The sequence below is a fragment of the Sneathiella limimaris genome (genome assembly GCF_012932565.1).
Lineage (GTDB): Bacteria > Pseudomonadota > Alphaproteobacteria > Sneathiellales > Sneathiellaceae > Sneathiella > Sneathiella limimaris.
The window spans coordinates 229,789-244,751 of the sequence record NZ_JABBYJ010000003.1 but is presented as its reverse complement, the minus strand read 5'-3'; the positions used below and the strand labels follow the sequence as shown (position 1 = coordinate 244,751).

Below are 14,963 nucleotides of genomic sequence, written 5' to 3'. Positions count from 1 at the left end.
AGCCAACAAGTCTATGTTATGCCTATAAATAGCGGATGAACGGGACAGAGTCAGATAAAAAATTACGAACAGGGTGGACAACAGGCGCTTGTGCGACTGCGGCGACAAAAGCAGCCCTGTCAGCCCTGCTGGGGGATGGCTTTTTGGATCCTGTTACGATCACTTTGCCGAAGGGGCAAACCCCCGCATTCGCTTTGTCCAGCGAAGAAAAGAATGAGGATTTCTGCGAGGCCAGTATCATCAAGGATGCAGGAGACGATCCCGATGTCACCCATCTGGCGAGAGTTATTTCCTGCGTTCGTTTTGGAACCCCAGGAAGTGGGATTGTTTTTCAGGCTGGAGAGGGTGTTGGAACTGTGACCCGTGAGGGGCTTCCCGTCCCGGTTGGGGAACCGGCGATTAATCCCGTTCCGAGGCAGATGATGCGGGAGGTCATTGAAGAGCTGTGCGCGGCGAAAAATTTGCCTGCGGATATCGAAGTGACGATAGGGATCGAAAATGGGGAAGAGCTGGCCAAATATACCATGAATGGCAGGCTCGGTATTTTTGGGGGTTTATCCATACTGGGTACAACCGGGATCGTAACGCCTTATTCTTGTGCTGCATGGATTGCATCCTTGCATCGGGGCATTGATGTCGCGCGAGCTGCCGGGCAGGAGCATGTGATCGCATCCACCGGTTCGACGTCCGAAAAAGCCGCAAATGAGATTTATAACCTTCCAGATTATGCGCTTCTTGATATGGGGGATTTTGCCGGAGGGGTTTTAAAGTACTTAAAGAAAAATCCTGTTAAAAGACTGACTTTGGCAGGGGGATTTGCCAAAATCGCTAAACTAGCCCGTGGGCATATGGATTTGCATTCCGGCCGAAGCCAGGTCGATTTCAATTGGCTTGCCGATCAATTGGCAGAGCTTGGCGCTACAGAGATGCTAAAGGAACAGTGCCGAACAGCGAACACAGCGATGCAGGTCCTCCAGTTATGCGAGCAGGCTCAAATTCCAATCGCGGATCATCTGGCAAAGCTTGCGGCGCATGAGGCGCAAAAGATTGTGGCTGATAATGTGATCATCGAAGTGTTGATATTTGATCGCGCTGGGCAACTGGTGGGCAAATATGACATGTGAGGAGAAAACAATTCTGCTGCTCGGGGGGACTGGAGAGGCGGCTGAGCTCAATCAGCTACTTGCAGATGATCCAGCATTTCACCTCGTCACCAGTCTTGCTGGCCGGACAGACACGGTTACTGGCTTGAGCGGGGAGTTACTGCCAGAGGGTTTTCAAGCATATGGAGGGCTGGAAACCTTTTTAAAAGATCGCAATGTCAGGCTCGTAATCGATGCAACCCATCCCTTTGCAACGGATATGTCTGAGAAAGTTGTAAGGATTTGTAAGTCGCTTGAGGTTAAATATCTCCGGTTGGAAAGACCGAGTTGGCAAAAAGTTGAGGGCGATCACTGGATTGAAGTTCCGGATATGAGGGCAGCTGCTAAAGCTTGTGAAGCCTTTAGCCGGATTTTTCTGTCCGTTGGTCGACAGGAGTTAAACGTTTTCGAAAACTTGGTCGATAAGGTTTTGGTCGTTCGATCAGTGATGGAAACGGGCTTTGAAAATTTCAAATCTGAAATTATCTGGCTTCAGCAAAAGGGGCCCTTCAAGCTTTCCGATGAGACCCGGTTATTAGAGGATCATGCGGTTGAAGTGATCGTTTCTAAAAATAGCGGGGGGGCAGCAACTTATGCAAAGCTTGAAGCTGCCCGAACCTTAGGGCTTCCGGTTATTATGATCGGCCGAAAAACTCTGGAGACGAAGCCCCAGTTTACAACTGTTCAAGAGATCCTGTCTGAAGTCAGGCTTTTCGCTTCGGTCTGAGAACATGCACGTGATCTGCATGATACAAAGCGCTGTCCCTATAGTCTTTCGCTTCTAACACCCGACCCACAATGATGAGTGCTGTTCGGGTAATTTTTTCAGCGCGGACTTTCTCCTGAATATCTTCCAGTGTTCCGCGGATGATCTTCTCATCGGGCCAACTGGCACGGTAGACAACTGCAACCGGGCAATCCGCCCCATAGTGAGGTATCAATTCGCTGGTGACTTTACGAAGATTGCGCACACTTAAATGAATGGCGAGGGTTGCCCCTGATTTGCCAAGCGTATCCAGATCCTCCTGATTAGGCATCTCGGTTGCCTTCATGGAGGTGCGGGTGAGAATAATGCTCTGACTAATATCAGGTAAGGTCAATTCAGTTTTCAATGTAGCTGCTGCGGCTGCAAAGGCAGGTACACCAGGGGTGATCGTGTAATCGATATTCAGCTCTTCAAGGCGGCGCATCTGCTCCCCAATGGCCCCATAAATGCTGGGATCTCCAGAGTGAACACGTGCCACGTCCAATCCCTTGGCATCGGCGTCTTTAAACTCGGCCATAATTTCATCAAGAGTGAGGGGTGCCGTATCAATGATCCGTGCATCCGCAGGTGCGTGGGAGAGGATTTCCTCAGGCACCAGGGATCCTGCATAAAGGCATACAGGAGAGGCAGCAATCAGGTCGCGACCCCGCAGGGTGATCAAGTCGGCGGCTCCTGGGCCTGCCCCAATAAAATGAACGGTCATAGCTCTGTTTCCTTTTTTGTGACTTGCATTTTCCCGGCATAACCGCGAGGAGTGAAAGCCCAGTTTTTCAATCCTGAATTTGTACTTGTCACTTTGCTCTCGCTTGAGCCAACCATGACCAGCGTCAGCATATCGACAGTTTCTGGATCGAGCTCCTGCAAGGTGGTGATCTTCACCGTTTCATCGCTTCGCCCAAGATTTCGGGCAACGATAACAGGTGTTGTTTCTGGGCGTTTCTCGAGGAGAATAGATTTTGCAGCATGTAATTGGGTTCGGCGTTTCTTAGAGACCGGATTATAAAACGCGACGACAAAATCACCCTCTGCGGCAGCTTTCAATCGTTTTTCAATGGCTTCCCACGGGGTGAGGAGATCGGAAAGAGAGATAGTACAGAAATCATGCCCAAGCGGTGCACCCGCTCTAGCCGCCGCAGCCTGCAGAGCGGAAATGCCCGGCGTGACCTGAAGTTCAAGCCGATCCCATTCTCCTCGTTTTTCGATTTCGATCAGCTCATAAACAAGGGTTGCCATTGCATATATGCCAATATCGCCTGAAGAGATCAGCGCAACATTTTTTCCCTGTGCAGCAAGATCGAGGGCGTAGCGAACCCGATCCTCTTCTTCGCCAAGATTGAAATCATGGCGAACTTTGCCAAGCGCAGCCTCTTCCAGCAGGTCGATATACAGGCCATAGGCGACCAGATCAGTTGCTTCGCGAATAAGCTGACTGGCTTCCGGTGTGCGCCAGGGTTCCTGTCCGGGACCAATGCCGATGATGGATAGTTTGCCTTGCGGGACACCAATACGTTCTGGCTCAAGCGGAAGTTCTGCAATCGCAACTGCCATGGTTGTTCTTGCTGATTTGACCTTTGGCAGGATTAGCATCCCGGTTTTGCCAACGGCAGCCAAAGCAGCCCCTTCGGAAACGCCGTGACAGCCAACTTCTTGAAAAACCACGTCAGACGGGTTGACGAGCCTGTCAGTTTCCTGCTCCAGCCGTTCAGCATTAAAAAAGCGTGGCTGCAGTCCAAAATAATCTGCGAGGCTATGAACTGCATGCTCATCGGACTTCAAGTCAATGGATGCGATCGTGCCGACAGAGAGGGGGGAGAGTTTATTTTCTTTCAGATTCTCCCGAACATGCGTGATCAATTCTGATGGATCTGCATGACGTTCACATCCAACACCGATCGCGAGGAGCTTGGGGTGATAAACAAGTTTATCAGGTGAGCCTTTAATGTCCCGTGTGGTGACTTCAATTGTTAGCTGTCCTTCCTCCGCAAAAGGGAGGTCCGAATTGGAAAGCCAATCACTTTCACCAAGAAGCTTAACCTTTTGTCCTGCCAAAAGATTGCCGGTAAAGGTCTTCATATGCTCTGGGTTCGCAAGGTGAAGCCCGGGCGGTGGGCTATCAAGTGCAATGTTGTAGTGAAGATCGCTGGCTGTGGTTACCGCTGCCGTGCCGTTCAGATGTTCGGCAATGTCCCGCGCCATATCGTTGGCCCCGTGATGCCCCCCCAACAGGGGTACAGCAATAGACCCTATTTCTGAGACACTGACGACAGGTGGTTCCACAAGCTTATCTTTTAAAGCGGGTGCAAGGCAGCGAACCAGAATAGCAGATGCACAAATTCCAATGATTGGGGTTTGTGATTTAAAGAGTTCCTGCAAGTGCTGAGCCGTCTGCTGAAAGGTAATGTCGGCTCCTGAGACACGACCGGCAAGCCCATGGATCAGGGCCTCGGGATAAAGTGCCTGCAACTTGCGGGCAGTTTCCCATCCCCCTTCCGTGAGAAGAATGATAGCGGTTGGTGGTGTCAAATCCATGCTTGCCCCCGTTTGTGAATGAGGATCATGGAGAAATAGGGTGCGGCATCTTTCGGAACGTCCTGCAGCGGCATTATCCGTTGGTTTGCCATGCTGGCCCGTTCGATATAGCTGGCCTTATCCAACAAGCCCATTTCTTCGATCAAGTCCCGGACTTTTTCGAAATGGCGTCCAATTTTCATGATGGCAATGCTTTGGGCTTCCTCAATCCGGTCTTTTAACGTGGCCGGGTCGAGCGGGGCAGGCAGTACCGTCAGAATATCGTTTCGAGCGGATAACGGCATCTGCAAAGCGCCAGCGCAGGCTGTCAATGAGGAAACACCGGGAATGACTTCAATTTCATATTTTTCAGTCAATCGACCAAAGAGATACATGAAAGAGCCGTAGAAAAAGGGATCTCCCTCACAAAGAACGGCTACATCCTGTCCTGCGTCCAGATAGGTCGACAGCTCTTCCGCCGCGATGTCATAAGCAGCTTGGGCTGGCTCTCTTGCAACAGTCATCGGAATGTTGATAGTCACCTCAGTCTTGGGACTGTTCAGATGCGGCTCAATAATTGACCTGGCAAGACTGTCGCCACCTTCTAACGCCGGATAGGCAAGTACGGGACAATTTTGCAGGGCTTTCAGCGCCTTTACTGTAATCAGGTCTGGATCTCCGGGGCCGATCCCCAGTCCGTAAAGCTTGCCTGTCATATTTTTTGTAACCTTAACTGTGTAACCTGCCGGAAAGGCTTCCAGCTCGTGAAGCCACCAATTTTCATGGCCCTTGAAAAATTGAGCCGAGTGAGCTCGCCTCCATACGTGTCAGAAAGCTCAAAAGCAAGCTGTTCTCCTTCAACGGTGACCGTATTGGCAACTAAAATACCACCCGGCTTTAATGCATCCCAACAATCCGAAAAAAGATTGGAAGTGGTTAAACCGCCGCCTATGAAGATGCGGTCGGGTGCCTCCAAACCGGCCAAAACCTCAGGCGCTTTACCTGCCATGATTTTGAGACCTGGGACACCTAAATTAGTCTTGTTTACTTCGATCATATTGAGGCGATCTTGACGATGCTCGATCGCTATGGCTCGGTTTTGCGGATGCAATCGCATCCATTCAATCCCAACAGAGCCCGAACCCGCACCAACATCCCAAAGAAGCCCCCCTGGATAAGGTGTCAGTGCCGACAAGGTCGCAGCTCGGATTTCCCGCTTGGTAAGTTGGCCGTCCTGCATGAACGCATCGTCGGGTAATCCCGGGGCTATCGAGAGAGGTAAAGCCTCAGCTCCTGCTTTTAAGGTAATTGCGATGGTATTGAGATCTTTTGTGGGTTTCTGATCCCACAAACTTGCTATGCCTTGCAAGCACGCTTCCTGAGGTCCGCCCATATGTTCAAGGACGTTCATCTGGCTGTCCCCAAAACCACGCGATGTGAGGAGCTTAGCGACCTTGGCAGGCGTTGTCCCGTCGTCCGACAGAGCGAGAATTTGGGCGCCGTCAAACAGATGCGGCAATAGCAGTTCTAACGGGCGGCCATGCAATGTCATATTGACCGTTTTCGATAAATCCCAGCCGAGGCGGGCAGCGGCCAATGAAAAAGCCGACGGCGCGGTGTGGACCGTGAATTCTGATTTATCCAGATGTTTGCCAAAGGTAACACCGATCCCATAATGCATGGGATCCCCCGTCGCCAAGACCACAACCTGCTTGCCTTTGCGATTGAGGACTTCCTCAACCAGTTTGATAAGCGGACTTGGCCAACTCATCACTGGACGATCAAAACTGCGTGGGAGCATGGCAAGATGACGATCACCACCAATTACAAGCTCAGCGCTATTGATTAGCTCAAGTAGGTGGGTTGGAAGACTATCAAGTCCATCATCGCCGACGCCTATAATGTGCAACCAGGCTGTCATATTTTACTCCCCGATAGGGCAGCCGCATTGGTTGCCGCTGCAGCCATGGCGCTTCCCCCTTTTCGGCCGAGTAATGTGATATATGGGATATCCAAATCAGCAGATGCCAAAGCTTCTTTTGATTCAGCTGCGCCGACGAAGCCTACAGGAAAGCCAAGGATTGCTGCTGGTTTGGGGGCCCCTTTTTGCAGCATTTCCAACAAGTGGAAGAGGGCCGTTGGAGCATTGCCAAATACAGCAACAGCGCCCTCCATCTGATCTTTCCAAAGTTCAATTGCCGCGGCAGATCGGGTCGTGCCAAGCGTATTCGCGATCTCCGGCACGCTAGGATCGTTTAACGTACAGACCGTCTGTTCTGGCGAATGCAAAAACCGTTGAATAATTCCGTTTCTGAGCATTTCACAATCACAGAGGATAGGCTTACCTGCCCGAATAGCCTCTCCAGCTGCAGTTGCAACTGTGTTTGTAAAGCGAAGCTCGGGTTTGATCTCTGGCATGCCGCAGGCGTGAATGACCCTAATGATCATCTCAGCCAGGTCATTTGGCAGGCCACGCAGGTCGGTTTCCTCGCGAACTGTCGCGAAGGATTTTTCATAGATGGCTGCTGGATCTTTCAGGTAATCATACATTCGCTGGATTACTTCTTCTTCATGGTCACAGGTCCAAGCGGATGATCTGCGTGTGGATAGGGGTGATGGTGGTGATCATGCCCGTGATCATGTCCATGGCTGTGTCCATGATCATGGCTATGACTGTGGGAATGGTCGTGACTGTGATGGTGAGAATGATCGTGGTCATGGGAATGGGTCCCTGTTCCAATTCCTTCCACGTGATGGTGGTGGCTTTCCTGGATCATGCCAACTTCGTCCTCAAATCCGAGTGCCTGTTCGCGGTATTTGCAAAGGCCGCAGTTCATATTATTGGTTCCGTCCAAGATTTCCAGAACGCGGTCTGCAAAGCAATCAAGCACAAGAGGATGGTCGTTCAGGTAAGGCGCCTTAATGAATTCAATATCAGGATGCTGGGCAGCCACCTTATCAGTGTAATCGTAAATCCGGTTCACGAGAATGCCTGTGAAAAGGAAATACGGAAAAACAACAATTCGTTTGTAACCAAGCCGCGCGGCGTGTTCCAGGCCCGGCTCAACAAGCGGGAAGGTAACACCAGAATAAACGGTTTCACCCCAGCCAAAGCCAAGGCCTTCCCAAAGCATTCGCATGACTTTGGATACGTTGGAGTTAGCATCGGGATCAGAGGCTCCGCGGCCAACAACGACCAGCATAGTCTCATGCAGGGGGACTTCTTCTTCGGCTTCGTTAATGGCTTGCATGATGCGATCACCAGCAGCGCGGATCATCTTAAGATCAATGCCGAGTTCCCGCCCATAAGAGATTTTCAGCCCTTCTTTTTTAGCAGCATAGGCATTGAGAACTGAAGGGATGTCATTCTTTGCATGTCCCGCCGCAAAAAGCATTCCCGGGATCGCAAGGATATGATTATGACCACTTTCCACAAGATTATCCAATCCATCGCGGATAATGGGTGTCGCAAACTCGAGGAAACCAGAATCCACTTCATATTGTGGCAGGCGTTCTGCAATTCCCTTGGCCACCGAGCCGAATTCACGAACGGCGCCTTCGTCCCGGCTGCCATGCCCACAAACCATCACTCCGATTTTTTCTTTCATATCTAGCTCCATTTATCGGCTGACGTTCAGCACAGTATTTTGGCACCTTAATTCGATGCCTGAGTTTAGAATCCGGTTGACCGGATATGGTTGCCATATCATTTTGGCGAAATGATAGATCTCGTTACTCAATTGACCGATGGTATCCCAACGCCGCTTGCTCTTGGCTTTTTGCTGCTGGGGTTTGATCTGTTGATTGGCGATCCTGCTTGGCTTTACAAACGTATTCCCCACCCGGTAATTCCCATTGGAAATCTGATCGGTTGGCTGGAAGCTCGTCTGAACCGATCGAAAGATCATCGCATTCAATTTGGGGCAGGACTTCTGACCAGCATTTTGGTTGTCATCCTGGTCGCGTCGGTGGGAATTGTGATTTCTGCCCTTTTGGATCAAGTGCCGTTCGGCGGAATCCTGCTTGCAATTTTGGGAAGTAGTCTGATTGCCTGCAAGGGCTTGTATCAAGCCGTCGCCAATGTGGAGGCCGGCTTGAGTACATCTTTGCAAGAGGGGCGTAAAGCCGTTAGCCACATCGTTGGACGGGATCCAGATAGCCTGGACGAAGCGGGGGTTGCCCGGGCAAGTATTGAAAGTCTTGCCGAAAATTTTCTTGATGGAACGGTATCGCCGCTTTTCTGGTTTTTGATTGCGGGATTGCCTGGATTGCTCGTTTATAAAGCCGTTAATACGTTGGACAGCATGATTGGTCATCGCAACGATCGCTTTGAATATTTTGGTAAATTTGCGGCCCGACTTGATGATGTGATGAACTATATCCCTGCAAGACTGACGGGTTTGCTGATAGCGGGAAGCAGTCTTTTCCTGAGAAATGCAGATTTTCGAGCCGCTTTTCAGGTTTTGTTCAAAGATGCCAGGCTGCACAAGAGTGTCAATGCAGGATGGCAGGAAGCGGCTATGGCCGGTGCCCTTGGTATTTCCTTGGCAGGTCCCCGTCAGTATGGGGGCAGGCTGACTGAGGATCACTGGATGAATAGCGCTGGGCGAAAAGATGTTACGCCTTTGGATATTCGGCGTGCTTTGACACTCTATCAGGTGACCACTGCCTATCTGTTTGTCCTGCTGGTTATTATTGCTGTTCTGTCTGTGCGCTAGCATCCGGCAATCTCCATCAACTGGTTCATGTCCAGATGTTGCTTCAGATGAGCGGCAAGTCCATTCAGGCTTTCTTCCACTTCATGCTCAAACTGACGAAGTCGTCTTTGACCCGGGCGGAGCTGGTTCAAGAATTTTTGCCGGAACTGATCTTGTTGGAAAAGCCCATGCAGGTATGTTCCCATGACCTGACCGTTTTCGGACACACACCCATCATCACCAGAGCTCAGGTTCAGGAATGGTCGGGAGAGGGCAGGGCCGACGCATTTTCCAAGATGCATATGATAGCCAGATACCTTTGTTTCACTTTCCAGATGGATGCCTGTTTCTTCCAACAAAGTCTTGGCGGGATGCATTTCGGTTTCAAAATCGAGCAATCCAAGTCCTTCAATCTCTGGTTGGCTGCTTTCAATTCCCATCGGATCCCGGATCATGTTTCCCAACATTTGATACCCCCCGCAGATCCCAAGGACTGACCCGCCCTGCCTGAGGTGAGCCTTAATGTCGATATCCCATCCTTGCGCGGTCAGGAATTTCATGTCATCGATGGTTGATTTTGATCCTGGCAGAATGATGAGGTCCATATTGGGGGGGATGGGAGTGCCAGGTCTGACCATAATCAGATTTACATCAGGATCGGTTGCCAGTGGATCAAAGTCATCATGATTGGATATGCGAGAAAGCACGACGACCGCGATATTGACTGTGCCTACTTGCTCCTGCGGATTATAGACTGAAAGGGCATCTTCTGGCGGCAGTTTATGCGCATCCTTGAAATAAGGTACGATACCCAGGCTATTCCAACCTGTTTTTTCCGTGATGATCTTAAGACCATCGGAAAAGAGAGAAGTATCGCCCCGAAACTTGTTGATGATAAAGGCCTTCGTTCGCGACGTCTCTGACGGGGAAAGCAGTGCATGTGTGCCCACCAACTGGGCGATGACACCGCCCCTGTCAATATCGCCCGCAAGCACCACTGGAATATCAGCAGCTTCTGCAAAGCCCATATTGGCAATGTCGTTTTTACGAAGGTTAATTTCGGCCGGACTTCCTGCGCCTTCTACCAACACGATATCTGAATTAATTTTTAACCGGTTAAAGCTATCTAATGCGTATGGCAGAAGTTCTTGTTTGATATCTTGGTATTGTCGGGCAGCAGCCTGTCCCCAGACTTTCCCTTGAACGATGATTTGAGCCCCTGTCTCGCTTTGAGGTTTCAGGAGAACCGGGTTCATGTCATTCAGCAAAGGCGTACGAGCGGCTCTTGCTTGAAGGGCCTGTGCGCGCCCGATCTCTCCCCCTTCAGAAGTCACAGCCGCATTATTTGACATGTTTTGTGGCTTGAACGGCATGACCTTCAGACCCTGATTGGACAAGGCACGGGCGATGCCAGCGACAAGCAATGACTTGCCGACATCAGAACCAGTGCCTTGGATCATCAGGGCTGCGCTCATTAGAATTCAATCCCAACCTGAGCTTTAACACCGGAGCGGAAGGGGTGTTTGATCTGGGTCATTTCGGTTACCAGATCCGCTATTTCAATCAGCTCTTCTTTTGCATTTCGACCCGTGACAACCACATGAAGGTTTTCAGGTTTGTTTTTCAGAAATTCAACGACCTCCTGCAGATCCAGGCTGTCATAGCGCAGAACAATATTAAGTTCGTCGAGGACGATCATATCAAAAGCCGGATCTTCACCGCGGCAGGCTTCAATCATCTCTTTTGATTTGGCCCATGCTTTTTCAGCTGCACGAATATCCCTTTCCCGATCCTGGGTTTCCCATGTAAAGCCTTCTCCCATGGTATGGATTTCAACCTGGTCAGGGAACGCTTCCAAAACTTTTCTCTCTCCCGTTTCCCATTTGCCTTTCACATACTGAACGATACCAACTTTCATGTCGTTGCCGATAGCGCGGGCTGCAAGACCAAAGGCCGCGGTAGATTTGCCTTTGCCTTTACCTGTGTGGACGATTAGCAGACCCTTTTCTATGGTTTTAGTGGCCAGCATTTTGTCCCGGGCAGCCTTTTTCTTGCGGGCTTTTTCGTTGGCTCTGGCCAGTTCTTCCGGGCTGAGTTTCTTATCTGTCATGCCACAATCTCCCCTCTGAGTTCCATCAGATCTGTCTTTAGGCTGTTTCGGCGTGGTTGCCACATACCTCTGTTTAAAGCTTCTTCAAATCTATCGAGCATTTCTTTGAGCGCATCAGGATTATTTTCCTCCAGGAAATTCCGAACAGATTCATCCATGATGTAGGCATCGTAAAGCATATCGAAATGATGATCTTTAACCGCTTTGGCGGTGGCTGCGAAAGCAAATAGATAATCGACAGTTGCACTCATTTCAAAAGCGCCTTTGTAGCCGTGCTTCATCACACTTTCGATCCATTTCGGGTTTGCTGCCCGGGCGCGGACGATCCGACCGATTTCATCCTCCAACGTTCTGATTTTTGGACTTTCGGGTCGGGAGTGATCATTGTGATACACGTGAGGCTGTTCACCTTTTAGGTGGCGCACTGCAGCGGTCGCACCCCCTTCAAACTGGTAATAGTCATCACTATCCAGAATATCATGTTCCCGGTTGTCTTGATTGTGAATGACAGCATCCATGGATTTGAGGCGCGTTTCAAATATGCCATGTGCAGCAACACCGTCAGATTTCGCCCCATAAGCGTAGCCGCCCCAAGCGACATAAGCCCGAGCCAGATCGGCCTCAGTCTCCCAGCCTTTTTCATCAATAAGCGCTTGTAAACCAGCTCCGTAGGCACCCGGTTTAGATCCAAACAATCTAAAGCCGGCTTTTATGGTGGCTTCTTCTGCTGAAAGTCCTTCCTCAATTAACTGATCGCGGTCTTTTTGAACCCTGGCCGCAAGAGGATTGGTTTTTTCATCTTCATCAAGTTCCGCGACAGCCCGTACGGCACTATCAAAGAGAGCCATTTGTTGGGGGAAGGCATCGCGGAAGAAGCCAGAGATCCGAAGAGTGACATCTACCCGGGGTCGGTCCAGAAGGGAGGATGGCAGGATTTCAAACCCTACAACTCTATTTGAGGCTTTATCCCACCGTGGCCGAACTCCCATAAGCGCAAGGGCTTGAGCAATATCATCACCGCCAGTCCGCATGTTGGAAGTCCCCCACGCACTCAAAATCATCGTTTTGGGCCAGCTTCCGTTTTCCTGTCGATAATGCTGGATCAGTCTTTCAGCAGACTTCCAACCGAGTAACCAGGCCGTTGGCGTTGGGACAGATCGACTGTCAACAGAGTAGAAATTTCGTCCCGTAGGCAGAACGTCATTGCGCCCACGCGTTGGTGCGCCAGATGGACCAGGGGCAACAAACTCACCGTTAAGGCCAGAGATGAGACCTTGCAGCTCCTGATCTCCGCAGGAGATCAGCATGGGCCGAAGGGTCTCCGTGATATAATTTAGAACTTTTTGTGTCGCGTCCCATCCTGGGGCTGGACTGGCTTTTCCATCAACCAGCTGGCTGGCGAGGATCTCAAGACGCTCAACAGTGTCGCCATTGCTCCGCCATGTGCCTTCAGTTTTCAGAGGCTTCGGTTTTGGCCCTTGCCACAGGGAACCCATCTCACAATCAAGAGGATCAAACTCTTCGCCGAGTTCCAAGTCACTCGCAAGTGCGCGGATCAACGACTGATTTTCTCCGATGCCGTCAAGGCGTGGAATGCGGACCAGGGCAACAAGTAGATCGGTGAGAGATTGACCACGAGGTGAGATGCCAAATATATGAAGGCCATCGCGAATTTGCAGCTCTTTCAACTCACACAGATAATTGTCCAGTTTGGAGAGTTGTTCATCTTCGGGGTCGATGGGATCGATCCCGCAGTCCTGATCAATCCCACTGAGTTGAGTAAGTTCCAGGATTTGCTGACGAAGGAGTTGTAGGCGGCGAGGATCGACCCCAGCCGCTTCATAATATTCATCCACCAGTCGTTCCAAATCAGCAAGCGGGCCATAACTCTCAGCGCGGGTCATAGGGGGTGTCAGATGGTCGATGATGACAGCAGCAGCTCTGCGCTTGGCCTGCGTTCCTTCCCCAGGATCATTCACAATGAAAGGATAAAGATGAGGGATAGCCCCAAATACAGCCTCTGGAAAACAGCTGTTGGAGAGGGCTAGCGCCTTGCCCGGTAACCACTCCATATTGCCATGCTTACCCATATGAACGATGGCATGTACATCTTTAGTTTTCCGAAGCCAAATATAGAAGGCCAGATAACCGTGCGGTGGAACCAGATCTGGGTCGTGGTATGTTTTAACAGGATCAATATTGTAGCCGCGCGCGGGCTGAATACCCACCAATACATTTCCAAATTGCTTCAATGAAAGATGAAAATCTCCGTTTAAGAAGAAGGGATCTTTTTCAGGCGCTCCCCATTGGTCGGTTATCTGCTGTTGAACATTGGCCGGAAGGGATCTGAAATGAGTAAGATATTGTTCGAGGCTCAGTTTAATCTCGCTGATCTGAACCTTGTCTTTCCCGCGATCATTCGTGGGACCGCTGAGCAAATCCTCGACTAGTTCGTTACCGTTTTCGGGAATATTTCCTGTCTCATAACCATTGCTTTGGAGTGCCTCTAGAACGGCGATTGTGCCAGCAGGTGTATCCAAGCCAACCCCATTTCCAAGGCGTCCGTTTTTGTTGGGATAGTTGGCGAGGATCAGCGCCACTTTTCGTTCTGATGGATCTGTCCGTTTCAGGCGAGCCCAACTTGCAGCCAACTCAGCCATAAACTCAATTCGATCAGGAACAGATTTATACGCGACCCTGTTGGTCTGGGTTATGGGGTCAAAACCTGCATCGGCCTTAAAGGATACTGCACGGGACAAAATCCGGCCATCAACCTCCGGCAAGGCAACATTCATTGCAATGTCGCGGGCGGATAACCCGTTTAAGCCATCTCGCCAACCTTCTTCATTGCCGCCAGAAAAGATGACCTGAAATACCGGGCAATTTGCGGAATCGAAGGGGCTTTCCTTTTTGACCCCTCCAGGATTGCTGACCGCGAAACCAGTGCAGTTGAGAATGACTGACGGGGGATGATCCGCGAAATGAGTTTTAACAATTTCAGCTGATATTTTGTCTTTCAGGCTGGAGACATAGAGGGGTAGGGGATTAAGCTGCTTTTCCTGCAAGGCTTCAATCAGATCATCCACTGGCCCTAAATTATTCGCCTGAAACAGGGCTCGATAGAACACTAGCCCGACAACTGGCGCGCCTTCGACCCAATGTTTTTGTATATTGCTGAGGCTGGCTGATGGTGATTTTGGCCAATACACGCCAGCGTTCAGAAGAGGTCTCGGTTCCTGCCAGTCGGTATTTTGATCGAGCAAGTACTGCGCATAGCTCAGGAAGGATTGATAGTTGAGAGCACCTCCCTGAACCAAATATTGCCAAAGGCGATGTGAGGCTTCCCGCGGGAGAGTGTTGAGACCGGTTAGCTCTTCATCCGGTTGATCATCACCCGGAAGAAAGGCAAGAGGAATGTTGTGCTTACGGCAGCAATTGGTGATTTGCTCAACCCCGTAAGGCCAGTAACTAACGCCGCCTAGCAGGCGGATGATGACCAGTTTGGCGTTGCTGACAATATCTTCCACATAGATATCAACGCTGAGATTGTGAGAAAGCTGCATCTGATTGGCAAGGCGAAGGGACGCCGTTGGGGACTCCATTTCCTCATAGGCCAGCGATAAACTTGTGAGTTCACTGTCAGCCGCCGATAGAAACAGGATATCACCCGGCTTTTGGCCAAGGTCGACCGCTTCAGAACCGTCTGATATCCCACCAGGTGTCGCCGCCAGTAGATGCAT

The 14,963-nt window shown here is 50.5% G+C and carries 12 protein-coding genes; 3 read left to right on the top strand and 9 right to left on the bottom strand.

Features of this window, described 5'->3' with window-relative positions; translation table 11 throughout:
• The first annotated feature begins 35 nt into the window (after positions 1-35).
• Positions 36-1,124 carry a cobalt-precorrin-5B (C(1))-methyltransferase gene (locus HH301_RS16860; RefSeq protein ID WP_169570215.1) on the top strand — a complete coding sequence of 363 codons (1,089 nt, stop codon included), beginning with the start codon at positions 36-38 and terminating at the stop codon, positions 1,122-1,124.
• Positions 1,114-1,869 carry a cobalt-precorrin-6A reductase gene (locus HH301_RS16855; RefSeq protein WP_169570214.1) on the top strand — a complete coding sequence of 252 codons (756 nt, stop codon included), beginning with the start codon at positions 1,114-1,116 and terminating at the stop codon, positions 1,867-1,869. Before HH301_RS16860 ends, HH301_RS16855 begins: the two co-directional genes overlap by 11 nt.
• Here the strand turns inward: HH301_RS16855 and cobM are convergent.
• The 6 genes from cobM to HH301_RS16825 are packed head-to-tail and all read right to left on the bottom strand — an operon-like array spanning position 1,847 to position 8,024.
• A complete protein-coding gene (cobM, locus tag HH301_RS16850) occupies positions 1,847-2,611 on the bottom strand; it encodes a precorrin-4 C(11)-methyltransferase (RefSeq protein ID WP_169570213.1) in 765 nt (254 codons plus the stop codon). The genes HH301_RS16855 and cobM overlap by 23 nt on opposite strands.
• Positions 2,608-4,437, bottom strand: coding sequence for a precorrin-3B C(17)-methyltransferase (gene cobJ / locus HH301_RS16845; protein ID WP_169570212.1), 1,830 nt, complete (start codon positions 4,435-4,437; stop codon positions 2,608-2,610). The genes cobM and cobJ overlap by 4 nt, the downstream gene beginning before the upstream one ends.
• A complete protein-coding gene (cobI, locus tag HH301_RS16840; RefSeq protein WP_169570211.1) occupies positions 4,428-5,132 on the bottom strand; it encodes a precorrin-2 C(20)-methyltransferase in 705 nt (234 codons plus the stop codon). The genes cobJ and cobI overlap by 10 nt, the downstream gene beginning before the upstream one ends.
• Positions 5,129-6,337 (bottom strand): precorrin-6y C5,15-methyltransferase (decarboxylating) subunit CbiE, encoded by a 1,209-nt coding sequence (cbiE, locus tag HH301_RS16835; RefSeq protein WP_169570210.1) that lies wholly within the window; start codon positions 6,335-6,337, stop codon positions 5,129-5,131. Before cbiE ends, cobI begins: the two co-directional genes overlap by 4 nt.
• On the bottom strand, positions 6,334-6,966 hold the full coding sequence (locus HH301_RS16830) for a precorrin-8X methylmutase (RefSeq protein WP_169570209.1): 633 nt from the start codon (positions 6,964-6,966) through the stop codon (positions 6,334-6,336). The genes cbiE and HH301_RS16830 overlap by 4 nt, the downstream gene beginning before the upstream one ends.
• Positions 6,967-6,974: 8 nt before the next feature.
• Positions 6,975-8,024 (bottom strand): sirohydrochlorin chelatase, encoded by a 1,050-nt coding sequence (locus tag HH301_RS16825; protein ID WP_169570208.1) that lies wholly within the window; start codon positions 8,022-8,024, stop codon positions 6,975-6,977.
• A gap of 111 nt (positions 8,025-8,135) precedes the next feature.
• Between HH301_RS16825 and cbiB the strand changes: the two genes are divergently transcribed.
• Complete coding sequence (cbiB, locus tag HH301_RS16820; RefSeq protein ID WP_169570207.1) at positions 8,136-9,134, top strand: adenosylcobinamide-phosphate synthase CbiB; 999 nt, start codon at positions 8,136-8,138, stop codon at positions 9,132-9,134.
• On the opposite strand, the gene HH301_RS16815 is transcribed toward cbiB, so the two are convergent.
• The 3 genes from HH301_RS16815 to cobN are packed head-to-tail and all read right to left on the bottom strand — an operon-like array spanning position 9,131 to position 14,963.
• Entirely contained in the window at positions 9,131-10,588 is a 1,458-nt protein-coding gene (locus tag HH301_RS16815) for a cobyric acid synthase (RefSeq protein ID WP_169570206.1), read from the bottom strand. The two genes, cbiB and HH301_RS16815, sit on opposite strands and share 4 nt — an antisense overlap.
• Positions 10,588-11,223: a cob(I)yrinic acid a,c-diamide adenosyltransferase gene (cobO, locus tag HH301_RS16810; protein WP_169570205.1), complete on the bottom strand. Its 636-nt coding sequence runs from the start codon at positions 11,221-11,223 to the stop codon at positions 10,588-10,590. The genes HH301_RS16815 and cobO overlap by 1 nt, the downstream gene beginning before the upstream one ends.
• A complete protein-coding gene (cobN, locus tag HH301_RS16805) occupies positions 11,220-14,963 on the bottom strand; it encodes a cobaltochelatase subunit CobN (protein ID WP_169570204.1) in 3,744 nt (1,247 codons plus the stop codon). The genes cobO and cobN overlap by 4 nt, the downstream gene beginning before the upstream one ends.

What these genes read in the sequence shown, in the direction of transcription:
- HH301_RS16860 (WP_169570215.1), top strand. Translation starts at nt 36, where the DNA reads ATGAACGGGACAGAGTCAGATAAAAAATTACGAACAGGGTGGACAACA.
- HH301_RS16855 (WP_169570214.1), top strand. Translation starts at nt 1,114, where the DNA reads ATGACATGTGAGGAGAAAACAATTCTGCTGCTCGGGGGGACTGGAGAG.
- cobM (WP_169570213.1), bottom strand. Translation starts at nt 2,611, where the DNA reads ATGACCGTTCATTTTATTGGGGCAGGCCCAGGAGCCGCCGACTTGATC.
- cobJ (WP_169570212.1), bottom strand. Translation starts at nt 4,437, where the DNA reads ATGGATTTGACACCACCAACCGCTATCATTCTTCTCACGGAAGGGGGA.
- cobI (WP_169570211.1), bottom strand. Translation starts at nt 5,132, where the DNA reads ATGACAGGCAAGCTTTACGGACTGGGGATCGGCCCCGGAGATCCAGAC.
- cbiE (WP_169570210.1), bottom strand. Translation starts at nt 6,337, where the DNA reads ATGACAGCCTGGTTGCACATTATAGGCGTCGGCGATGATGGACTTGAT.
- HH301_RS16830 (WP_169570209.1), bottom strand. Translation starts at nt 6,966, where the DNA reads ATGTATGATTACCTGAAAGATCCAGCAGCCATCTATGAAAAATCCTTC.
- HH301_RS16825 (WP_169570208.1), bottom strand. Translation starts at nt 8,024, where the DNA reads ATGAAAGAAAAAATCGGAGTGATGGTTTGTGGGCATGGCAGCCGGGAC.
- cbiB (WP_169570207.1), top strand. Translation starts at nt 8,136, where the DNA reads ATGATAGATCTCGTTACTCAATTGACCGATGGTATCCCAACGCCGCTT.
- HH301_RS16815 (WP_169570206.1), bottom strand. Translation starts at nt 10,588, where the DNA reads ATGAGCGCAGCCCTGATGATCCAAGGCACTGGTTCTGATGTCGGCAAG.
- cobO (WP_169570205.1), bottom strand. Translation starts at nt 11,223, where the DNA reads ATGACAGATAAGAAACTCAGCCCGGAAGAACTGGCCAGAGCCAACGAA.
- cobN (WP_169570204.1), bottom strand. Translation starts at nt 14,963, where the DNA reads ATGCATCTACTGGCGGCGACACCTGGTGGGATATCAGACGGTTCTGAA.